Origin of the sequence: Bacillus cereus group sp. BfR-BA-01349 (assembly GCF_022663795.1) — a bacterium.
Lineage (GTDB): Bacteria > Bacillota > Bacilli > Bacillales > Bacillaceae_G > Bacillus_A > Bacillus_A cereus.
This window is the reverse complement of record NZ_JAKUGE010000017.1, coordinates 70,681-94,958: the sequence shown is the minus strand read 5'-3', so window position 1 is coordinate 94,958 and position 24,278 is coordinate 70,681. Positions and strand designations below refer to the sequence as shown.

The following is a 24,278-nucleotide window of genomic DNA, read 5'->3' as shown; positions in this document are numbered from 1 at the left end:
AAATAGTAAAGCCTAAAGAAGAAGCAAAAGTCAAAGAAGAAGCGAAAGTGCAAGAAATAGTAAAGCCTAAAGAAAAAGCAAAAGTCAAAGAAGAAGCGAAAGTGCAAGAAATAGTAAAGCCTAAAGAAGAAGCAAAAGTCAAAGAAGAGGCAAAAGTCAAAGAAGAAGCGAAAGTGCAAGAAATAGTAAAAGCTAAAGAAGAAGAAAAAGTACAAGAAATAGCAAAAGCTAAAGAAGAAGAGAAAGCAAGAGAAATAGCAAAAGCTAAAGAAGAAGAGAAAGCAAGAGAAATAGCAAAAGCTAAAGAAGAAGAGAAAGCAAGAGAAATAGCAAAGGCTAAAGAAGAAGAGAGAGCGAAAGAAGTATCTAAAAACAACATACAGTCTGCTAAACGTGAATTAACGGTAGTAGCGACAGCGTATACTGCTGATCCAAGTGAAAATGGTACATATGGTGGACGCGTTTTAACTGCGATGGGTCATGATTTAACGGCAAATCCGAATATGAGAATTATCGCAGTTGATCCGAAAGTAATCCCATTAGGATCTAAAGTATGGGTAGAAGGTTATGGAGAAGCTATCGCTGGTGATACTGGAAGTGCAATTAAAGGTAATCGTATTGATGTTTTAATGGGTTCAAAAAGTAAAGCTATGAATTGGGGAAGACAAACTGTTAAAGTGAAAATTTTATAATAACAATAATTATCCAAATAGAAGTCAGTTCTCTTTATTGAGGCTGGCTTTTATTTTTTTAGTAGAAGGATAATAGGATTTTTAAATGGCTTATTACTAAATCTGTAATTAAGTTACCAGCTTCATTACCAAAAACAACGGTAAAGCTTATAAATATGAAAAATGAAGATATACCTACAGATGAAGATAGTTACTGGGAAGCTTTTGACTTGTTCGGTTCTGAATATGTATGTAGATTATTAGGGGTACCGTTATATGATAATCTTCCAAAGGATTTGGCGTGTCCAACTTGTGCGAAAGAGATGAAATATGTTGCTACAATTACTCAAGATATTGAGGAACGTGGACTTATTTCAGTAGTTGATTTCCAGTTTGGGGAAATGAATATATACTATTATTTATGTATAGATTGTTTAATTATAAAAACTGAAATACAAAATAAAAAACAAGCCTAACATATTATGTTAGGCTTGTTTTTTAATCGCAACATCATTAAGAATTGCATCAAATATATCTTTTTGCGTAAAGTTATCTGTAAAAATAGTTTCTCTGGCAACCTTAATAGTATCGTGCGGATTATACCATTTTTGTAGGGAATCTTCACTAAATTCGTGTCGTTTGTCCCTTGTGTTATGTCGTCTAATAGTTTCCTCTAATGATAAATCAAAGTAATATGTAAATGCATTTTCATCAAAATAACGAATTAATTCTTTTAACATCTCACTATACCTATGACTGTTCAATATACCTTCTAAAATAACAAATTCACATTTTCCTTTTCCGTACTTCGTAATTTCAAATAGTAAATCATGTGATAAATTACCCATTGTGTCGTGTACTCTAAGCATATCTCTACGTACAACATCCTGTGATACTAAAAGTGTCCCTTGTCCGAAATGTTCTTGTAGTTGTTTTGCAATCGTTGTTTTACCACTTGCGGAGTTTCCTCTAAGAATGATTAAAGTGGATGTAAATATAGGATTAGACATAATGTATTCCCCCCAACAGTATTAATTATATAGAAAATTTTAACAAATGAAGTGAGGAAAGTGTATAATCAATATGATGGATATTTAAGGAGGGGGTAAGATGGGGGATATATTAAAAAATGCACAACCTATATGGAAACGGACATGGTTTCGTTATCTAGGGGCATTTTTTATTGTTCAGTTACTGTTTATTTTGTGTGAAATCACTGGGTGGGCACCAAACTTTAGGCCAGGCGGAGAGTTTTTTAATAGAATATTAAATTCTCAATTTTTCACTGAATGGTTCACACTCTATACAATCCCGCAATTTAACGTATTTACAGCATTTTTTGCGATTACATTACTACCATATGCATTAGTAGGTGCAATGAAAGATGTAACAGCAAGAAAAAATATAAAGGAATAATAGAAGTATAATATGCTTTTTCAAAAAGAAGGTTTATTGATTAGATACGTAATGGAAGATGATGCATCTATCATTTCTAAATGGTTAACGGACCCAGCAGTCCTGCGTTATTACGAAGGACGAGATAATCCGCAATCTGTAGAAAAGGTGCTTAATCATTTTATACATAGTCCAAACAGTAATGAAAAAAGATGTTTAATAGAATTTGATAACATTCCGATTGGTTACATACAAATGTACCCAGTGGATTCAGAGTGGAAAGCGTTATATGGCTATAAAGAATCACAAAATGTATGGGGTATGGACCAATTTATCGGTGAACCAGCCTATTGGGGAAAGGGAATTGGAACAAAACTCGTTCAGGTAGCAATTACATATATTATGAGTGAAATGGGAGCAGAAGCAATTGCAATGGATCCGAAAGTAAATAATGAACGAGCAATAAAGTGTTATGAAAAAAGTGGATTTAAAAAAGTAAAGATTTTAAAGGAACATGAGTTGCATGAGGGGAAATTAGAAGATTGTTGGATGATGGAATATAAACAATAATAATGGCTTATACAAACAAAGGGGATGTGTGAAATGAAAAAAGCATTAATCGTAATTGATGTGCAAGGGGGTATGTATACAGCTGGAATGCCAGTACATAATGGGGGAAAGTTTTTACAAACATTGCAAGAGCTTATTAAGGAATGTCGTTCAAATGGTATTCCAGTTATTTATATCCAACATAACGGTCCTAAAGATCACCCGTTAGAAAAAGGTACGGATGGATGGCGAATCCATGCGGCCATCGCTCCGCAAGAAGGAGATAATATAGTTGAAAAGACGACTCCAGATTCATTCCATAATACAAACTTAAGCGAAGTGTTACAAGAGAAAGGAATTGAACACGTTATTCTTTCGGGAATGCAAACAGAGTATTGTGTAGATACGACAACGCGCAGAGCATGTAGTGAAGGATATAAAGTAACGTTAGTGAGTGATGCACATAGTACATTTAATACAGAAGTGTTACGTGCTGAAGATATTGTGAAACATCATAACGCAGTATTGGGAGCGTTTGCGGATGTTGTTGAAGTAAAAGACTTAAAAGTGGCTGCCTCTAAATAAGAGGCAGTTTTTTATTAGAAAAAATAGCGTCAAATATTGTTAGTAAGTCGGTATTTTGAAATAATCACTTATATAATTTCACGTACCATAATGAAAAAATACAAAAAAGGAGCACCACATAATTAAAAAGGGCGCTCCTGTATTAAAACGTTACTTTTTTTTATCTTTATCCAATATATTTTGTTCTTCAGCAAACTCTGTACCATATGCAAAGCGACGATTAATACGAATGTTATCATTGTTGTGCCTTGTATGAGAGTTAGAGAAGCGATGAACGATTACTTCAGATAAAGTGAAGACGATGGCAGAAAGGATACTGCCCCATGCAATTTGCATATAGTTGTCTAATAAAATATTACCGAAAATCCATACGCTTAAATATGTTAATAAGAAATCCGACATAATGGCACCAGTATTGCCAATTCGATTTAAAATGATTTTATCAACGAACATGTAGGATACGATTGTAACAAAGAGACTGAATGAAATAATTTGAACAAACGTTGCAGGGAAAAATAAAGCAAGCCCAATGCTAAATGCGATAATGCACGATATAAACTTGATAAGCACTACTGTGAAATCATTCAAAATTTACACCTCCGATTTATACATAGTTTTTCAATAAATTCTGGAGTTCATACATTGTAACGGATTTATTTACATAAAACTTTTTCATGTTCGGAATTTAGTCTAAATATTATAAAAACAATGGAAAAATGTTATAGTAAAATGAGAGTGTATGACATTTTTAGGTAAGGGGGAATCCAGGATGTGGATTACTTCAGAAGTAGAAATTCCAGATGAGTTAATTGATCACCTTGAGCAAGGAAAGTTAGTGTTATTTGTTGGAGCGGGAGTTTCTATGAAAGGGAAATCAAACTTACCGAATTTTGATGATTTAGTTGATGAAATTGCAAAAACGTTATATGTCGAAAAACGTGAAATAACAGAACCACATGATTATTATCTTGGTAAAATTGCGAAAACAAAAGATGTACATCAAGTCGCAAGAGATCTTGTTCATATAGAGAAATCAAAACCGAATCCATTGCATTATGCAATTCCAAGGCTATTTCCTTTAGATACAGATATCCGCATTGTAACAACAAATTTTGATCAACATTTTACAACAGCAATTAAAGAAATAAATAGAGATATCAATGTTTATTACGCTCCAGCTTTACCGACTGGGAGAGCTTTTAAAGGTCTTGCTTACATACATGGTAATGTAGAACAGGAGAAAGAGGCTTTAATTTTAACAGATGGTGATTTTGGAAGGGCTTACTTAACAGAAGGGTGGGCGAGAAGATTTTTAGTTGATCTATTCTCAAATTACACCGTTTTATTCGTTGGATATAGTCATAATGACCCAGTAATGAAATATTTAGCAACTGGTTTACCACCAAGTACAAGACGATTTGCTTTTGTCGCACAAGGAGAAAATACGTACCATTGGGAACATTTAGGGATAAGACCAATTGTGTATCCGAATAAGGTGAATAATCATCAATCCCTCGTAAAAGCGGTAAAACGCTGGGCTGAATTAATGGGTGATAATTATATTACGAAAAGAATGCGTATTCGGGATATTGTAACGGTTCCCCCGTCAGTAGAACAGGAACAATTATCATACATAAAGCAATCGATTAAAAAAATTGAAACAGTACGTTACTTTGTAGAATTTGCTCATGATTATGAATGGGTCGAATGGTTAGAAGCAGAAGGTAAATTACAAAATTTGTTTATGCTTACGCCAAACTATAATGAAGTAGATGAATTACTTGCAGAATGGTTAGTGGAACAATTTCTTTTTAGTCATCAGAAAGAATTATTTCAATTAATTTATAAAAACTATTCTAAAATATCACCGTTATTATGGAGAACAATTTGTAACTACTTAAACGAAACGAAGAGTAAGATGGACCCGCTGTTGTTTGCAAGGTGGACACTCCTTTTATTAGAAACAGCTGAAAAAGATAGTAGCTCTATAGAAAAGATTTCTAAGTTACTGCAAAAATGTTCTTTTCCTGAACATAAAGAAATTGCCTTATTGTTACTAACTTTTATTTTAGACGGAAAACTGAAGTTGAAACGTGTAAGAAAATGGGGAAATGATACGCAAGAATCAATAGAACTCGAGGAATCGAGTCGCTTACCAGTATCTACATTTTCTCATGTGGAGCAAATTTGGAACGAAAAGATGAGGCCATATATCGCTTATTATGCTGTTCCAATTATGATGATTGGATTAGAAAAATTGAGAATGTTGTCGTTAAGACAAACGGCACTGAAAAAAAGAAATAAGGAAAATGTAGAGAAAGAGTTTCATCAAAATGATCTTGCATTTTTAATACGAATTGTAAAAGAGTGTCTAACTTATTTATGCGAAAACAATGAGAAAAAAGCGGATTATTATATTACAGAAATGATAGAAGCAAATAGTGTACTTCAAAAGCGAATTGCAATTGATGCGATGAATAAAAATATTTTTGTTCGTGTAGATGACAAAATGAAATGGTTGTTACATGAAGGACTTCTTTTAGATTTCACTTATAAACACGAAGTTTTTCAACTTTTAAAAAGGCATTATGCACATTGTTTAGAAAAAACAAAAGAAGAAGTCACTCGAACTGTAATAAAGCATCTTACAGAAGAGAGGGTATTTGATGCATGTCTCGTATTAGACTTATTATTCAAGTGTGATTCGAATAGCCCATCTGCGGCAAATGGGTATGAGTTAATGAAGCAAAAGCATCCTCATTTTCATTCTGATCGATACAGTGTACAAAAGAAAGAAGATACAGCAGAAAGCATTACTTGTAATGTAACTGCTGACGGATTATTGCAGCTGAAAGATGTTGAAATTATGAAGCAAGTTCAGCAATTTTCGCAAGATGGTGTTTTTGAACAACGCCATTTTTTAGAGATGTTATCAAAAGCGTGTAAATTAAACACAGAGTGGAGTATTTCATTTGCATACCAATTAGTAGGAGTGCAAGAAATAAGTAATGAAGTATGGTTTGTTTGTATTAGAGAATGGCGAAATAATCGAGGAATGACAAATGAGCAAATCCAAAAAATTATTCCGCTATTGCAGAAATTTGTTAGAAATACTGCTTTTCATTGGTTAATTAGTAGTTTTCTATATGAAATTAGTAATCGACTAGAAGAGTTAGAAGAGAATAGTATACGTGTTGTAAAACGATTTGCTTTTTCAGTGTTTCCTCAAGTTATGAAGAGTGATACAGACTTTAAGCTTGGGAAACAAGATTTTTATAATGAATCAATTCAGCATCCAGTTGGAAAAATGACGGCTGTATTATTAAAGTTGTTATCATATGATCATTTATACGATCGTAATGTATATGAATATTTATTTTTATTTGAAGAACAAGTAAGAGTTAATTCGGAACGAACAAACTTTATGTTTACTCGTTTAATAGCAGATATTACATTTCTATATCATATTGAAAAACAATGGTGCCGAAAATATTTGTTACCATACTTAGATTTAAAAAAACAAAATGAGATTACGGAATATGCATGGGCCGGCTTATGTTACACGCAAATAAATTTACCTTTATTTACAGAAATGAAGCGATTTATTAAGTATGCGATAGAACATTTGGAAGTATTACATCCGCATACGAGAGAAGCTTTCTTGAAGTGGCTTAGCTTTGTATTTATTAAATGTGTACTATATTGGGAGCAAAAAACAGATTGGTTATACCCGTTACTCATAATAGAAAATGAAGAAAATAAAATTAAGTTTATGCAGTTTTTATGCTATTACGTCAAAACATTAAGTGTAAAAGAACAACAAAAATTTTGGACAGCTTGGCTCAGTGTATTTTTGCGAGAACGACCAAAAATGGGTGAGATAACTGCAAGAGAATATGTGATGCTTTTACGTATTATTTTATACATGGATGAAATATTAGAAAAAGGAGTATGTATTATGTCTCGTGCATTTTCAAGTGTACATGGTAAATGTACAGGTGAGGAAATGAAGCAGTTATTGATTGAAATGCTTCATAAAAAAGAAAGTATGAAAGCGCATAAAGAAATGTTTGCAAATGTGTTTTTTATTTTACTACAAACATGTCACGAAGCCGTTTTATTTGAAAAAGAAATCATACAAATAAAAGAATTATTAGTTCAGTATGAAGTAGAGGAATATGTTTTACATTTACTGGAAAATGAAATAATTCGCATAGGAATTGTAATGGGTGATTTACAAAAAGAATTATAGGACGAAAGTGGAATTTAAAAAAATATATAAAAAGTTGTTGACAGTGTTTTGAAAAGCGTTCTATAATACGAATCATACTTATTCAATTTCAAAAACATTTGAATAAACAAAGTGCAATGAAGAGATCACAGTAGTGGTTAGTCTTACTGTAACAGAGAGCTGGTGGTTGGTGTGAACCAGTACAGGGATAATCATGAATTACAGTCTTGGAGCATCTTTTTCGTAATAAAGATAGTTTGTCTTTATGAGGAAAAAGCGGTCAATTGATCGTTAACAGTGAAGAGAGGTAGACGGAAAGTTAGTCTACAACTAGGGTGGTACCGCGATAAATATCGTCCCTACTGATTTATTCAGTAGGGACTTTTTGTATTTTAGGGGTTCAACTTGAAAATTAAATAGTCATGCATTGAAAGGAAAAGCAGTAGTTGTTGTTTCCCTGTAACAGAGAGCTGGTGGTTGGTGCAAACCAGTACATAAACAAGAGCGAATTACAGTCCTGGAGCATCTTTTTCGTAGTAAAGATAGTATTGTCTTTATGAAGGGAAAGACGGTCAGATGATCGTTAACAATGAAGAGAGGTAGACGAAAGAAGTCTACAACTAGGGTGGTACCGCGATAAATATCGTCCCTACTGATTGGATCAGTAGGGCTTTTTTGTACAAAAAAGTGGGTTTTTAACTAGTAGTTCATGTCTTTGTACGAATTATTAGTTTAAAATAAGAAGAGGTATCGATTCCACTATAAATTTGTATAATTAGTCAGTTCAGAAAATAGAGAATCTTTTATTCTCTTACTATACTTTTAAAACATTAGAGGAGGATTTCCAAATGGCAAATCATGAATTAGATCAATTACGTAAACAGGTAGATGAAATTAACTTACAACTATTACACCTTTTAAACAAACGTGGTGAAATTGTTCAAAAAATTGGAGAGCAAAAGCAAGTACAAGGCACGAAACGCTTTGATCCAGTACGTGAGCGTGAAGTACTTGATATGATTGCAGAGCATAACGAAGGACCATTCGAAACATCAACAGTTCAACATATTTTCAAAACGATTTTCAAAGCAAGCTTAGAGTTACAAGAAGATGATAACCGTAAAGCGTTACTAGTATCACGTAAAAAGAAACAAGAAAATACAATCGTTGATGTAAAAGGTGAATTGATTGGAAACGGAACACAAACGTTCATCATGGGACCTTGTGCAGTAGAAAGTTTAGAACAAGTTCGTCAAGTAGGGCAAGCGATGAAAGACCAAGGCTTAAAATTAATGCGCGGTGGTGCATTCAAACCGAGAACTTCTCCATATGATTTCCAAGGTTTAGGAGTAGAAGGACTTCAAATTTTACGTCAAGTAGCAGACGAGTTTGACTTAGCAATTATTAGTGAAATTTTAAATCCGAACGATGTTGAAATGGCATTAGACTACGTTGATGTAATTCAAGTTGGCGCACGTAACATGCAAAACTTCGATTTATTACGAGCTGTAGGTAAAGTTAACAAACCAGTATTATTAAAACGTGGATTAGCAGCAACAATTGATGAGTTCATTAACGCAGCGGAATACATCATTGCGCAAGGTAACGATCAAATTATTCTTTGTGAGCGCGGTATCCGCACATACGAAAGAGCAACACGTAACACATTAGACATTTCTGCAGTACCAATTTTAAAGAAAGAAACACATTTACCAGTTATCGTTGATGTAACACATTCAACTGGACGCAGAGATTTATTATTACCAACAGCGAAAGCGGCACTTGCAATTGGTGCAGATGCAGTAATGGCTGAAGTTCATCCAGATCCAGCAGTTGCATTATCAGATTCTGCACAACAAATGGACATTCCAGAATTCCATAGATTCATGGATGAGTTAAAAGGTTTCAAAAATAAATTATCTTAATTCCATATCATAATATGCGTTGAAGAGGAAACAGTAGTGCTTATCTCACTGTTAAAGAGAGCTGATGGTCGGTGTGAATCAGTACAAAGGTAAGCATGAATTACAGCCTTGGAGCATCTTTCCCGACAACTTTTGGAGGGTAAGACGGTCGAACGATCGTTAAAGAAGAAGAGAGGTAGACGAAAGAAGTCTACAACTAGGGTGGTACCGCGATAAATATCGTCCCTACTGAGCGCTCAGTAGGGACTTTTTTGTACAAAAAAATAGTAAAGGGGCAAGAGAAATGAGATACATTACAGCTGGAGAATCACATGGACCGCAGTTAACAGTTATTTTAGAAGGTGTACCAGCAGGTTTGACACTTACGGCGGAACATATTAATAAAGAATTATTAAGAAGACAAAAAGGTCATGGACGCGGAAGACGTATGCAAATTGAAACAGATACAGTTGAAATTGTAAGTGGTGTTCGTCACGGGATGACACTTGGATCACCGATTACGTTAATTGTAAAAAATGATGATTTCAAACATTGGACGAAAGTAATGGGTGCAGAGCCAATTTCGGAAAAAGAAAGTAAAGACATGAAACGTACAATTACAAAACCACGTCCCGGACATGCAGATTTAAATGGAGCAATTAAATATGGTCATCGTGATATAAGAAACGTATTAGAGCGGTCATCTGCAAGAGAAACGACAGTTCGTGTAGCTGCTGGTGCAGTTGCAAAACAAATTTTAAGCGAATTAGGCGTGGAAATTGCAGGACATGTTCTTGAAATTGGTGGAGTAAAAGCAAAACATATTTCAAACTTATCGATTGAAGAAATTCAAACAATTACTGAAAACTCACCAGTTCGATGTTTAGATAAAGAAGTAGAGCAAGAAATGATGAATGCGATTGACAACGCAAAAAGTAGTGGAGATTCAATCGGTGGTATTGTGGAAGTCATTGCAGAAGGTATGCCAATTGGAGTTGGTAGTTACGTTCATTACGATCGTAAATTAGATGCAAAACTTGCTGGTGCAATTATGAGTATAAATGCATTTAAAGGTGCTGAAATCGGCGTAGGTTTTGAAGCCGCACGACAACCGGGAAGCAAAGTGCATGATGAAATTCTGTGGGATGAAGAAAAAGGATACACGAGAAAAACGAATAATGCCGGCGGTTTAGAAGGCGGTATGACAACAGGTATGCCAATTATCGTAAGAGGCGTGATGAAGCCAATTCCTACTTTATACAAACCGTTAGCAAGCGTTGATATTGATACGAAAGAAGCATTCCAAGCGAGTATTGAAAGATCTGATAGTTGCGCAGTACCAGCAGCGGGTGTAGTAGCTGAATCTGTTGTGGCATGGGAACTTGCAGATGCACTAGTCGAACAATTCGGAAAAGATCGTATGGAATTATTAAAACAAAACATTATGCAACACAATAACTACGCAAAAGAATTTTAATAAAAAGGTGGGTTTAACGTGCAAGTAAAAGATCAACTATCATCATTACAACCATATAAACCAGGTAAATCACCAGAACAAATGAAAGAAGTGTACGGAGATCATTCGTTTGTGAAATTAGCATCGAATGAAAATCCATTCGGTTGTTCACCGAGAGTTTTAGAAGAGTTGCAAAATTCTTGGTTGGAACATGCTTTATATCCTGACGGAGGTGCTACAACGCTCCGTCAAACAATCGCAGATAAGTTGCATGTGCAAATGGAACAAGTACTTTGTGGTAGTGGTTTAGATGAAGTCATTCAAATCATAAGTCGTGCAGTACTCAAGGCAGGAGATAACATCGTGACAGCGGGTGCGACATTCCCGCAGTACCGTCATCATGCAATTATTGAAGGTTGTGAAGTGAAAGAAATTCCTTTAAATAACGGTGTATACGATTTAGACGAAATTTCATTAGCAGTAAATAATAATACGAAAATCGTATGGATTTGTAATCCGAACAATCCGACAGGCACATATGTGAATGATCGAAAATTGAATCAATTTATTGAAGGTATTAGTGAGAATACGTTAATTGTCATTGATGAAGCGTACTATGAATACGTAACAGCAAAAGATTTCCCTGAGACATTATCGCTTTTAGAAAAACATAAAAACATTCTTGTACTTAGAACGTTTTCTAAAGCGTACGGATTAGCTTCTTTCCGCGTTGGATATGCGATTGGACAGGAAGAGCTAATTGAGAAATTAAATGTCGTACGTTTACCATTTAACGTATCTTCATTAGCGCAAAAAGCAGCTACGATTGCTTTTGGTGATGACGAGTTTATTAAAGAAATAGTTCACGTGAATACAGAAGGATTACAGCAATACGAGAGTTTCTGTAAGGAAAACGAAATACCATTTTATTCGTCACAAACTAATTTCATCTTTTTACCGGTAGATAATGCTGGAGAGATTTATGAAGCTTGTGCACATGCAGGATTTATTATTCGTCCATTCCCAAATGGTGTCCGTATTACAGTTGGAACAAGGGAGCAAAATGAAGGAGTGATTTCAGTGTTAAAACAACACTTTGAAAATAAAAAAAATAAGTCTCGAGATGAGGCCAATGCGTAAAAAGGTAGTATTAATTGGAACAGGTTTAATAGGAGGCTCTCTCGCATTAGCAATTAAGAAAGAGCACGATGTAACAATAACAGGGTACGATATATTTAAAGAGCAAGTAGAGCGTGCAAAAGAATTACACGTAGTAGATGAAATAGCAGGTGATTTACAGCGTGCATGTGAAGAGGCACATTTAATTGTTTTTGCTTCTCCAGTTGAAGAAACGAAGAAGCTATTACACAAACTTGCGTCATTCCGTTTACGAGAAGATGTTATAGTGACTGATGTTGGTAGTACAAAAGGGTCTATTATGAACGAAGCGGAAGCTTTATTTTCAAAGGATGTTTCTTTCATTGGTGGACATCCGATGGCGGGTTCTCATAAAACGGGAGTTGAAAGTGCAAAGGCACATTTATTTGAAAATGCATTTTACATTTTAACACCGATGAATCACGTGCCAAATAAACAAGTGGAAGACCTTAAAGTATGGTTAAAAGGAACAGGGTCACATTTTCTTGTTTTAAATACGGAAGAACATGATTATGTAACAGGGATCGTTAGTCATTTTCCGCATCTTATCGCAGCAGGTTTAGTAAAGCAAGTTGAGAAACATGCAGGAGATAATCCGCTCATTCATCAACTAGCTGCTGGAGGTTTCAAAGACATTACACGTATCGCATCTAGTAGTCCAAAAATGTGGAGTGATATTGTAAAGCAAAATCGAGAGCATTTAATGGTATTATTAAAAGAGTGGATCTCTGAAATGGAAGATTTATATAAAACAGTTTCTACCGGAGATGCAGGCGAGATTCAAAACTATTTTGCAGATGCGAAAGAATACCGTGATTCTTTACCAGTAAGAAAGAGAGGGGCAATTCCTGCCTATCACGACTTATACGTCGATGTATTAGATAAGGTGGGGGCATTGGCTCATATTACGAGTATTTTAGCGCGCGAGGAAATTAGTATTACGAACTTGCAAATATTAGAAGCGCGTGAAGGACTGCTTGGGGTATTACGTATTAGCTTCCAAAGGGAAGAAGATCGTATGAAAGCAAAGCTAGCGCTTGGAGAAGAAGAATACCAAACTTATGAAACAATTTAAATGAGAAGGTGAAAAACGTGAAAGAAAGAACAATACAACCTGTTAATAACGGATTGAATGGCAATATTACAATCCCAGGTGATAAATCCATTTCACACCGTGCTGTTATGTTCGGTTCTATTGCAGAAGGGAAAACAACAATTAAAGGTTTCTTGCCCGGTGCAGACTGTTTAAGTACGATTTCATGTTTTAAAGAAATGGGAGTAGAAATTACGCAAAACGGTGATGAGGTTACTGTAGTTGGTAAAGGATTAGAAGGTTTACAAGAACCGAAAGCTGTATTAGATGTTGGTAATTCTGGTACAACAATCCGATTAATGTCAGGTATATTAGCTAACACACCATTTTTCTCTTGCGTACAAGGTGATGAATCTATCGCAAAAAGACCGATGAAGCGTGTAACAAACCCATTAAAACAAATGGGCGCAAACATAGACGGCCGAGAAGAAGGAACATTTACACCGTTAACAATACGTGGCGGAGATTTAAAAGCAATTGAATATATTTCTCCTGTTGCAAGTGCACAAGTAAAGTCGGCTATTTTACTTGCAGGTCTTCGTGCAGAAGGTGTAACAGCTGTTACAGAACCACATATTTCACGCGACCATACGGAAAGAATGCTCGAAGCATTTGGTGTTAAAGTAACTCGCGAAGGGAAAACAGTGAAGTTGTCAGGTGGACAAAAATTAACAGCAACAGACATTCAAGTGCCAGGTGACGTATCATCAGCAGCATTTTTCTTAGTAGCAGGTGCAATCATCCCAAATAGTAAACTAGTATTACAAAATGTAGGGATGAATCCAACCCGTACAGGTATTATTGATGTTTTAGAAAAAATGGGTGCTACGTTCACTGTAGATCTAATTAACGAAGGGGCATCAGAACCAGCTGCAAATATTACAATCGAAACATCTTCATTAAAAGGAATTGAAATTGGCGGAGATATTATCCCTAGATTAATCGATGAGATTCCTGTAATCGCATTAGCGGCAACGCAAGCAGAAGGAATTACAGTAATTAAAGATGCACATGAATTGAAAGTAAAAGAAACAAACCGTATTGATACAGTCGTTGCTGAGTTAACGAAACTAGGAGCTCGCATAGAAGCAACTGATGACGGTATGATCATTTACGGAAAATCAGCTCTAAAAGGCAATACAGTAAATAGTTATGGTGATCACCGTATCGGAATGATGCTTGCAATTGCTGGTTGCCTGGCAGAAGGAAAAACAATTATTGAAGATGCAGAAGCAGTAGGTGTATCATATCCTACATTCTTTGACGAACTTCAAAAATTAGCTAAATAAAAAGGATGGAAAGCAGATACGTGATGTATCTGCTTTTTTTGTTGAAACGTCCTTGTAGTTTCACTTACCGAATTATAATAGTGAGAATTATGATATAATTCAAACAGGGAATGGAGGAGAATTATATGAATGTCATACAATTAAAAGAAGATAAGTTCAGAGAAGCATTACGTTTATCAGAATACGCTTTTCAATATACAGTAGATGAGGAACGATTACAGCAGCAACTTACAAAAATGAAGGAAAGTCATGAAATATACGGCATTATGGAAGGGGAAGACTTAGCTGCAAAACTACACCTCATCCCGTTTCATATTTACATAGGTAAAGAAAAATTTAAAATGGGTGGCGTTGCAGGAGTAGCGACGTATCCAGAGTACAGAAGAAGTGGGTATGTAAAAGAGCTACTTCAACATTCACTTCAAACAATGAAAAAAGATGGCTTTACAGTCTCTATGTTACATCCATTTGCTGTTTCATTTTACCGTAAATACGGCTGGGAACTTTGTGCGAATCTACTCAAATGTCATATGAGTAAGAGCGATTTAGTGATGAAAAAACAAGTAAATGGTACTGTGAAACGTTTTAATAAAGAAAATCATCCAGAAGAAGTCGAGAAGCTCTATGAAGCATTTGCAGAACGTTTTTCATGTATGTTAGTTCGAGAGAAGAACTGGTGGTTACAAGCGGTTTATGATGATTTAACATTAGCGATTTACTATGATGAAAATAAAAAGGCAGCAGGTTACATGTTATACAAAATAGAAAACTATAAAATGACAGTAGAAGAATTTGTACCACTGCATAATGAAGCAAGAAATGGTCTGTGGAACTTTATTTGTCAGCATGATTCTATGATTAAAGAAATTGAAATGACAGTAAGTGAAAGCGAATCGTTATTATATTCATTGCAAGAGCCACGCGTGAAGACAGAAATAAAACCATATTTTATGGGAAGAATTGTAGATGTGGAGCAGTTTTTAAAACAATATGAGTTGAATTGGAACAATGTACAGCAAGAAGTGATCCTAAACATTACAGATGCATTTGCTCCGTGGAATAACATAACAGTGAGACTTGCAAATCATGAAATAACAATTGTAGAAGAAAAAACTGAAAAAGGAATTAAACTGGATATAACTGCGTTATCGGCAATAATGCTTGGATATAAACGGCCATTAGAACTAAATGAACTTGAATTCATTAGTGGAAGTGACGAGGCAATACGATCATTTGAGAATTTAGTACCAGTGCGTAAGCCGTTTATTTATGATTTCTTTTAATTTGCATGTATGAAGGCGGGCTATCCCAAGTGAAATTTTGGGATAGCCTCCTCTTATATTGTGAACTTCTTTCGGTAAGTCGATATATCCTGAGAATCGCTGATATAATTAGAGTTTCGCTGATATATCCTGAGAATCGCTGATATAATTTTAAATTGCGCCAATATATCTAGAAAATCGCTCATATAATTTCATTCATAAATAGGGGATAAAAAATCACAGCTATACTTTGCCACACACTTGACTTTTAGCGCATCTAATTTATAATTAAAAACGGAATGAATTTTCATTCCTGGAAATTGAGGTGGAAAAATGGCTAAAAACAAACAAGAAGATATTTTTGATGCTGCAATACAACTTTTTGCAGAACGAGGTTATGATGGTACAACAATTCCCATGATTGCTGAAAAAGCAAAAGTAGGTGCAGGTACAATTTACCGTTATTTTGAAAATAAAGAAGCGCTTGTTAATTCTTTATTTACGAAAAGTGTTTTACAACTATCGGAATTAATAAAAAATGATTTCCCGGTCGACGCAAATATTCGTGAACAGTTTAGCCATACATACAACCGTTTATTTGAATTTGCGAGACAAAATGCAGATGCTTTTCTTTTTACAAATTCTCACTGTGATAGTTATTTTCTAGATGAACATAGTAATGAAATATTCGAGGACTTCATGGGTTTCTTCATGAACTTGATTGAAGATGGAATCGAAAAAGGTTTGCTTCGTCCATTACCACCAATTGCTTTAATTATTATTGTATATCAACCAATAGAAAAATTAATTAAAGTAATGGAAACAGGGCAGTTAGAATATACAGATGAATTGGTAAAGGAATTGGAAGAAAGTTGTTGGAATGCTATTAGAATCATTTGATTCTATAGCGTTATAAGGACAGGAATGAACATTCATTCCGAAAAAAGGTATGAAAAAGAATAACAGGAGATAATAAATCTTTATAACCGAAGGAATGAACGTTCATTCCGAAAATTGTTTTCAAAAGAGTAGAAATGAATATTCATTCCACATGTGAATTTCATATTGGGAGATGATTCAAATGAGCAAGTTAAAAAGTTGGAGAAGTTTATCTTTTCTATTATGGATAGTTATTACTATTACAATGGTCGTAACGATGCCTAATATGGATCAATTAGTGAAAGAAAAAGGGAAAATTACAATCCCTAATACAAAGCAAAGCAGTATTGCTGACAAGATGATGAAAGAGATGGATAAAGAAGGGGTTGAAAAGTATGAAATTATAGCCGTTTTTAATAGTGGCAATAAGGCAGCTTTAACAGATGAACAAAAAAAGGAAATAACAAAAACAATCAACGCCCTGCAAAATGAAAAAGAGCAATTAGGAATTAAGGAAGTTGTTTCACATTTAGACAATAAAGACTTGGAGAAACAATTAGTTTCTAAAGATAATACGACTATTTTAACGCAAATATCGATAGATAAAAAACATGGTGAAATATCAAAAGTTTCAAATAATCTTCATGAAAAAGTGCAAACGAAAGGGGTAAAAACGTATTTAACAGGAAGTGACTTAATAGCGGGTGATTTTCTTAAATCCTCTCAAGAGGGAGTGAAAAAGACAGAAGTTATTTCAATCATTTTCATTCTTGTAGTATTAATCCTCGTATTCCGTTCACCAGTTGTTCCAATTGTTTCTCTTCTTACAGTTGGTATATCGTATTTAGTTTCAATGGGGATTATTGCCCAGCTTGTAGATCAATTTAATTTTCCATTCTCAAACTTTACACAAGTGTTCGTAGTCGTCGTCCTGTTTGGGGTAGGAACAGATTATAACATTTTATTATATACGAGGTTTAAAGAAGAATTAAGTAAACTAGAAAATGCATTTTTAGCTACGAAAGAAACATTCAAATCAGCAGGTAAAACTGTATTATATAGCGGAATAGCGGTGTTAATTGGTTTTGCATCACTTGCTTTAGCAAGTTTTAAATTATATCAATCTACTTCAGCGGTAGCAATTGGTGTTTTAGTATTATTACTCGTATTAACGACTTTAAATCCATTTTTCATGGTGCTTTTAGGAAAAGGAATGTTTTATCCAGTTAAAACATTTAAAGGTCATGAGGATAGTCGCTTATGGGGATTCTTTGCGAAGAACTCAGTAGCAAGGCCATTTGTCGCTTTAATCATCGTATTCGTAATATCGATTCCTTTCGTATTAAAATACTCTAATACACTTAATTACAATGATTTATTTGAAGTGGATAATAAGTATGAATCCAAGATGGGTATTAACGTAATAGAGGATCATTTTCCGCCTGGTTTCTCTTCACCGAGTACATTAGTCATTCAATCTGATAAAAAGCTGGATAAAGGAACTTCTCTACAAATTTTAGACGAATTAACTGATAAAATTTCGAAAGTTAAAGGTGTGTCAGAAGTATATGCACCAACACGTCCAACTGGTGAGAAGATAAAAGAATTATATTTAAATAAGCAAGCGGGAGAATTGAATACAGGATTAGGAGATGCCGATGGTGGCATAAAGGAAATTAATGATGGATTAACAGATGCGAAAAATAAAATGGGAAGTAATGATTCAAATAGTCTTGCGAATGTTCAAAAATTAATTGATGGAACGAACGAGGCGAAAAACGGGGTATCAGCATTAGGAACAGCTTTACATCAATTATCAAATGGCATAAACGACGGTGCACAAGGAGCACAGCAAATTGAGAGTGGTTTAGCTTCAGTAAACGAAAATATAAATGTTCTATCTAATGCAACGTCGCAGCTGCATGCTGGTTATGCACAGTTAGAAAAAGGTTTAAACTCTTACGATCAATACTTCGGAAGTATTTCTCAAGCGATTGATGGTGCGAAAAAGGGATATGAACAAATTGAAATGTTAATGACCAATTTCGTTCAAACGAAACCAGAATTAGCGAATGATCCAAACATACAACAAACGATAGGAATTGCTAAAGAGGCTCAAAAGAAATTAAGCGTACTTTCAAATGAATTAAATCAATTAGCAACACAGCACAAAACGGCGATGAGTTTATTTAAAGAAGCGAATCAATCGTTACTGAAAGTGGATAACGGCTTAAAAGAAATGAGCAATGGAGTTAATAAGTTACAAAAGGGAGCAGCCGATCTTAAAAATGGATTAAATGAAGGTTCTTCAGGTTCAAAACAAATTGCAAATAAATCAGTTGAGTTACAATCTGGATTAACGAAAATAAACGATGGGCAAGGACAACTTTTAACGGGCCTTAAAGACCTGCAAGAAAAGATGGGGCAATTACAATCCGGTTTATCTAAAAGTACAGAAGGGCTTGGAAAAGTAAGTAATGGCCTGCATGACGCACAAAAATATTTAGGGGAGCTCAATGAATCGAAGAGCTCTGAGAAGTTTTATATTCCAAAAGAAGTGCTAGAGGGAGAAGATTTCCAAAAAGCATTGAACACGTACATGTCGCAGGATAGAAAAATTGCTAAAATGACTATCATTTTAGATGTAAATCCGTATTCAAAAGAAGCGATGCCAATTATTCAAGAAATCAATAAAACAATCGATGGCACTGTAAAGGGAACGGAATTACATGATGCGAAAACAGCAATTGGCGGAACAACAGCTAGAAACGTTGATTTAAAAGAAGTAACAGGGCAAGATTTCTTACGTACAGCTACAATTATGTTAATTGGAATTGCGATTGTATTAATCGTAATTACACGCTCATTACTAAACACAATATTTATTATTGGCTCATTACTATTAGCGTACTTCGCATCACTCGGTATAAGCGAACAAATTAGTGCACATGTATTACATGTAGATTCATTAAGCTGGAATGTTCCATTCTTTAGCTTCATTATGATTGTCGCTTTAGGAGTGGATTATAGTATTTTCGTAATGATGCGCTATAACGAGATAGAAGGGGATTCGGTAACGAAAATTGTAACTGCATCTCGTCATATAGGAGGAGTTGTATTATCAGCTGCGCTAATTTTAGGCGGGACATTTGCAGCATTAATTCCATCAGGTGTATTAACACTTATACAAGTTGCGTCAGTAGTTGGTGTTGCACTTCTTCTATTAGCTTTAATTGTGATGCCGATATTATTACCGGCGTTAATAGGGTTAACGAGTAAAATGAAGAGTTACAAAGAGAAAATAATAAATACGAAATAAGAAGAGACTGTAGGGAATGATTTCTCTACAGTTTTTTCGGTATATAATATTTCAGATGAAAATGAATCCGATATATTACAGAATGAGCAGTGAAAGGTTATATGAGAAAGAGGTCGATGATATACATACAATAGCTAGGGGAATGGACAAAAACTATCCGATTTCATTGTAGAAAGGTAATCAACCGTTGCTATTCATCCAGCTTCTACTATATAATAGCTATAGTCTACAATAATTGAGTCGTAATATGCGATTTCTTAAGACAATCGGTGAGAAAACGCTGAAATAAGCGGTATTAGTAGGAGGACACAAATGATTACAGTAAGTAACGTTAGTTTGCGTTTCGCGGATCGCAAATTATTTGAAGATGTTAACATAAAATTCACGCCAGGTAACTGCTACGGTTTAATCGGAGCAAACGGTGCTGGTAAATCTACATTCCTAAAGATTTTATCTGGAGAAATTGAACCATCAACAGGTGACATACATATTACGCCAGGTGAGCGTCTAGCAGTATTAAAACAGAACCACTTCGAATATGAAGAGTTCCCAGTATTAGAAACAGTAATTATGGGTCACACGCAACTTTACAAAGTAATGCAAGAGAAAAATGCTATTTACATGAAAGAAGACTTTAGTGATGAAGATGGAATGCGCGCTGCTGAACTTGAAGGTGAGTTCGCTGAGCTTAACGGTTGGGAAGCTGAGTCAGAAGCTGCAATTCTTCTTAAAGGTTTAGGTATTGGTGAAGACCTTCATGATAAGAAATTGTCAGAATTAACTGGGGCAGAGAAAGTAAAAGTATTACTTGCTCAAGCTTTATTCGGTCAACCTGACATTCTATTATTAGATGAGCCTACCAACCACTTGGACTTAAAAGCGATTCAATGGTTAGAAAACTTCTTAATGAACTTTGAAAACACAGTTATCGTAGTATCCCATGACCGTCACTTCTTAAATAAAGTATGTACGCACATGGCTGACCTTGATTTCGGTAAAATTCAACTTTATGTTGGTAACTATGACTTCTGGTATGAGTCAAGCCAATTAGCTTTAAAATTAACACAAGATGCTAATAAGAAAAAAGAAGAGAAAGTAAAAGAGTTACAAAACTTCATTGCACGCTTTAGTTCAAACGCTTCTAAAGCGAAACAAGCAACTTCTCGTAAAAAATTATTAGACAAAATTACATTAGATGATATTAGACCGTCATCACGTCGTTACCCATTCGTTGGCTTCACACCTGAGCGTGAAGTAGGAAATGACTTATTAACTGTTGAAGGTCTTTCTAAAACAATTGATGGTGAAAAAGTGTTAGATAATGTGTACTTCACTTTAAATAAAGGTGATAAAGTTGCATTTATCGGCCGTAACGATATTGCGATGACAACATTATTTAAAATTCTTATGGGTGAAATGGAGCCGGATAGCGGTTCATTCAAATGGGGTGTTACAACCTCTCAATCTTACTTCCCAAGAGATAACTCTAAGTACTTTGAGAACAGTGATTACAACTTAGTTGAATGGTTACGTCAATTCTCTCCACAAGATGAGTCTGAAAGCTTCTTACGTGGTTTCTTAGGCCGTATGTTATTCTCAGGTGAAGAAGTTAAGAAGAACGTTTCTGTATTATCTGGAGGCGAAAAAGTTCGTTGTATGTTATCTAAAATGATGTTAAGTGGTGCGAACGTAATCACACTTGACGATCCAACGAACCACTTAGACCTTGAGTCAATTACAGCATTAAACAACGGTTTAATTGCATTCAAAGGTACAATCTTATTCACATCTCATGACCATCAGTTCGTGCAAACAATTGCAAACCGCATTATCGAAGTAACACCAAACGGTGTAATCGATAAAGAGGCTACTTATGATGAGTTCTTAGAAAATGAGGAACTTCAAAAACAAGTAGATGCAATGTACAAAGGTCAATAATATATAATGAAAAAACTCGCTCTTTTTAGAGTGAGTTTTTTTGTCGAGAAAATGTAACATCGCTGGTCGGTCAAATGAATAATTATTCAAATATAATATTAATGAACAGGAGAATTCTTTCATGTATGGAAGGGATGTAATGACTTTAAGATTTAAAGAGTTAGTTGAAGAAGGGAAATGTAAGTGGAGTAATATAATCAAATCGTATTATTTTGTCATGTGAAATATGTACCAAATTTGGAGATAGAATAGTTTGCGAATGAGTTTATAAAGGTATATAGTATGGGGTGTCATAATTAGTGGATGAATCTTGGGAGAAAACAGGAAATGTTACAAATTTATTTTGTTAAATAGAAACCAAGGTCAAAATGTCTAGAAAGAAATAGTTGAATAAATACTAGCTTCAAATTATAATTACTAATATTCTTCATATAGTTAAATAAAGATAATCTATTTGAAGAAGAAAATTTGAATAGAGAGACAGACTTATAAAAAAATAAGCCTTGGATGATCAAAAGAGGTGGAGAAATGAAACAGTTCTTATTAAAGAGCAAAAGTGTGTTAAGCAATCATTTTGGATTCTTTCTGTTTGCCGTTATTTTATTGTGGCTCAAAACATATGCAGCTTATGTAACAGAATTCAATTTAGGAATTTCAAACACAATCCAAAAATTCTTGCTGTTTTTTAACCCGCTTAGTTCAGCAGTTCTATTTTTAGGACTAGCATTATTTGCAAAAGGGAAACGATCTTATATTTGGTTAATTATCATTAATTTGTTATTGTCGATTCTTTTATACGCAAACGTAGTATACTATCGCTTTTTCAGTGACTTTATTACGTTCCCGACATTAACACAAACGAATAACTTTGGAGATTTAGGTGGTAGTATTCTTGCATTGCTACATCTTTATGATCCATTATACTTCTTAGACACGATTATATTAATTGTGTTAGTCGCAACAAAATTTGCAAATCCAAAACCAATTCGTGTTGCGAGGCATAAATTATCTCTAGTATTTGTAGCAGGTATTTTATTATTCAGTGTTAACTTAGGTCTTGCAGAGTCTGACCGTCCTGAATTATTAACAAGAACGTTTGACCGTAATTATATTGTGAAATATTTAGGTGCATACAACTACACAATTTATGATGGAATTCAAAGTGCGAAAGCATCGACAGAACGAGCATTAGCTGATGGTGATAATATGACAGAAGTACGAAATTATTTAACATCAACTTATGCAAGTCCAAATCCTGAGTATTTCGGTAAAGGAAAGGGAATGAACGTAATTTACATTCATTTAGAGTCATTCCAAAACTTCTTAATTGATTACAAATTAAATGGTCAAGAAGTTACACCGTTCTTAAACTCATTTACAAAAGATGCGAATACACTTTATTTTGATAACTTCTTCCATCAAACAGGACAAGGGAAAACATCTGATGCGGAGTTTATGTTAGAGAATTCAATGTTTGGTTTACCGCAAGGTTCTGTCTTTACAACGAAATCTCATAATACGTATCAATCAGCACCAGCTATTTTAGGACAACAAGGATACACATCAGCAGTATTCCACGGTAACTACAAAACATTCTGGAACCGTGATGATATTTATAAATCATTTGGTTTTAATAAATTCTTTGATGCGTCATACTACGATATGAATGGAAAAGACGTAGTAAACTACGGGTTAAAAGATAAACCGTTCTTTAATGAATCTATTCCGTTATTACAAACGTTGAAACAACCGTTCTATACGAAGTTTATTACGTTATCGAACCATTTCCCTTATCCAATCGATAAGGCAGAAGCAACGATTGAACCAGCAACAACAGGTGATTCATCAGTAGATACGTACTTCCAAACAGCACGCTATTTAGACGAATCTGTAAAAGGCTTCATCGATTACTTGAAACAATCTGGTTTATATGATAACTCAATTATTGTTATGTACGGAGACCATTACGGCATTTCAGATAATCATAACGCAGCAATGTCAAAAGTAATGGGTAAAGAAATGAACTCATTTGAAAATGCACAGTTACAACGTGTACCATTAATCGTTCGTGTACCAGGAGTGAAAGGTGGCGTACAACATCAATATGGTGGTGAAATTGACGTTCTTCCAACGCTATTACACTTACTAGGTACAGATACAAAGAATTATGTTCAATTCGGTTCTGATTTATTATCACCAGATCATAAACAAGTCGTTGCGTTCCGTAACGGTAACTACGTAAGCCCAACAGTTACTGCACTAAACGGCAAATACTATGATACAACTACTGGAAAACCTGTAGAATTTACAGATGAAATAAAGAAAAATGAACAAATGGTTCAAAACTCACTAAAATACTCTGACCAAGTCGTAAATGGTGACTTATTACGATTCTACATACCGGAAGGATTCACTCCAGTAGATCGTTCGAAGTATAACTATAACAACCGTGATAAAAACAAAACAAAGGTAAAAACGACTCCGGAAGGGGAAGCTAAATAATAAAAGGCGCTATTCATATGAATAGCGCCTTTTATTTGTAAATATAC

At 34.6% G+C, this 24,278-nt stretch carries 17 protein-coding genes, 1 pseudogene and 3 other annotated features; of the genes and pseudogenes, 16 read left to right on the top strand and 2 right to left on the bottom strand.

Features of this window, described 5'->3' with window-relative positions; all coding sequences use genetic code 11:
- The coding region (locus tag MR169_RS11945; protein WP_242319444.1) for a 3D domain-containing protein at positions 1-692 on the top strand (692 nt) is incomplete at its 5' end.
- A 107-nt stretch (positions 693-799) separates the two neighbouring features.
- A pseudogene (locus MR169_RS11940) lies at positions 800-1,147 on the top strand (hypothetical protein); the annotation flags it as partial.
- A 9-nt stretch (positions 1,148-1,156) separates the two neighbouring features.
- Here MR169_RS11940 and MR169_RS11935 read toward each other — a convergent pair.
- Positions 1,157-1,681 carry a kinase gene (locus MR169_RS11935; RefSeq protein ID WP_242319443.1) on the bottom strand — a complete coding sequence of 175 codons (525 nt, stop codon included), beginning with the start codon at positions 1,679-1,681 and terminating at the stop codon, positions 1,157-1,159.
- Between the two features lie 100 nt (positions 1,682-1,781).
- On the opposite strand from MR169_RS11935, the gene MR169_RS11930 reads away from it, so the two are divergent.
- The 3 genes from MR169_RS11930 to MR169_RS11920 are packed head-to-tail and all read left to right on the top strand — an operon-like array spanning position 1,782 to position 3,200.
- Positions 1,782-2,087 carry a YfzA family protein gene (locus MR169_RS11930; RefSeq protein ID WP_000502341.1) on the top strand — a complete coding sequence of 102 codons (306 nt, stop codon included), beginning with the start codon at positions 1,782-1,784 and terminating at the stop codon, positions 2,085-2,087.
- A gap of 12 nt (positions 2,088-2,099) precedes the next feature.
- The gene (locus tag MR169_RS11925; protein WP_000898775.1) at positions 2,100-2,636 is read left to right on the top strand and encodes a GNAT family N-acetyltransferase; all 537 of its coding nucleotides are present in this window, start codon (positions 2,100-2,102) and stop codon (positions 2,634-2,636) included.
- A gap of 33 nt (positions 2,637-2,669) precedes the next feature.
- Positions 2,670-3,200 (top strand): cysteine hydrolase family protein, encoded by a 531-nt coding sequence (locus MR169_RS11920; RefSeq protein ID WP_000709544.1) that lies wholly within the window; start codon positions 2,670-2,672, stop codon positions 3,198-3,200.
- Between the two features lie 150 nt (positions 3,201-3,350).
- Here the strand turns inward: MR169_RS11920 and MR169_RS11915 are convergent, their stop codons facing one another.
- Positions 3,351-3,788 (bottom strand): YndM family protein, encoded by a 438-nt coding sequence (locus tag MR169_RS11915; RefSeq protein WP_000997702.1) that lies wholly within the window; start codon positions 3,786-3,788, stop codon positions 3,351-3,353.
- 181 nt (positions 3,789-3,969) lie between these two features.
- Between MR169_RS11915 and MR169_RS11910 the strand changes: the two genes are divergently transcribed.
- The 11 genes from MR169_RS11910 (at position 3,970) to ltaS (ending at position 24,231) form a co-directional block, all read left to right on the top strand.
- Positions 3,970-7,452, top strand: coding sequence for a DUF4020 domain-containing protein (locus MR169_RS11910; protein WP_242319442.1), 3,483 nt, complete (start codon positions 3,970-3,972; stop codon positions 7,450-7,452).
- Positions 7,453-7,559: 107 nt separating this feature from the next.
- Positions 7,560-7,795, top strand: a binding site (T-box leader).
- 54 nt (positions 7,796-7,849) lie between these two features.
- Positions 7,850-8,085: a binding site (T-box leader), on the top strand.
- Positions 8,086-8,279: 194 nt separating this feature from the next.
- Positions 8,280-9,356 (top strand): bifunctional 3-deoxy-7-phosphoheptulonate synthase/chorismate mutase, encoded by a 1,077-nt coding sequence (locus MR169_RS11905; protein WP_001273575.1) that lies wholly within the window; start codon positions 8,280-8,282, stop codon positions 9,354-9,356.
- Between the two features lie 10 nt (positions 9,357-9,366).
- Positions 9,367-9,586 (top strand) — a binding site (T-box leader).
- 53 nt (positions 9,587-9,639) lie between these two features.
- Positions 9,640-10,812, top strand: coding sequence for a chorismate synthase (gene aroC / locus MR169_RS11900; RefSeq protein WP_001269424.1), 1,173 nt, complete (start codon positions 9,640-9,642; stop codon positions 10,810-10,812).
- Positions 10,813-10,830: 18 nt separating this feature from the next.
- Complete coding sequence (gene hisC, locus MR169_RS11895; RefSeq protein WP_001197277.1) at positions 10,831-11,931, top strand: histidinol-phosphate transaminase; 1,101 nt, start codon at positions 10,831-10,833, stop codon at positions 11,929-11,931.
- Positions 11,924-13,024, top strand: coding sequence for a prephenate dehydrogenase (gene tyrA, locus MR169_RS11890; protein WP_044797278.1), 1,101 nt, complete (start codon positions 11,924-11,926; stop codon positions 13,022-13,024). Before hisC ends, tyrA begins: the two co-directional genes overlap by 8 nt.
- Before the next feature lie 17 nt (positions 13,025-13,041).
- Positions 13,042-14,331 carry a 3-phosphoshikimate 1-carboxyvinyltransferase gene (aroA, locus tag MR169_RS11885; protein WP_000664630.1) on the top strand — a complete coding sequence of 430 codons (1,290 nt, stop codon included), beginning with the start codon at positions 13,042-13,044 and terminating at the stop codon, positions 14,329-14,331.
- 125 nt (positions 14,332-14,456) lie between these two features.
- A complete protein-coding gene (locus MR169_RS11880) occupies positions 14,457-15,614 on the top strand; it encodes a GNAT family N-acetyltransferase (protein ID WP_001100933.1) in 1,158 nt (385 codons plus the stop codon).
- A gap of 312 nt (positions 15,615-15,926) precedes the next feature.
- Positions 15,927-16,493: a TetR/AcrR family transcriptional regulator gene (locus tag MR169_RS11875; protein WP_001107290.1), complete on the top strand. Its 567-nt coding sequence runs from the start codon at positions 15,927-15,929 to the stop codon at positions 16,491-16,493.
- Positions 16,494-16,674: 181 nt separating this feature from the next.
- Positions 16,675-19,791, top strand: coding sequence for an MMPL family transporter (locus tag MR169_RS11870; protein WP_242319441.1), 3,117 nt, complete (start codon positions 16,675-16,677; stop codon positions 19,789-19,791).
- Positions 19,792-20,103: 312 nt separating this feature from the next.
- Positions 20,104-21,729: an ABC-F family ATP-binding cassette domain-containing protein gene (locus MR169_RS11865; RefSeq protein ID WP_000633864.1), complete on the top strand. Its 1,626-nt coding sequence runs from the start codon at positions 20,104-20,106 to the stop codon at positions 21,727-21,729.
- A 528-nt stretch (positions 21,730-22,257) separates the two neighbouring features.
- Positions 22,258-24,231: a lipoteichoic acid synthase gene (ltaS, locus tag MR169_RS11860; RefSeq protein ID WP_242319440.1), complete on the top strand. Its 1,974-nt coding sequence runs from the start codon at positions 22,258-22,260 to the stop codon at positions 24,229-24,231.
- Positions 24,232-24,278 lie beyond the last annotated feature (47 nt).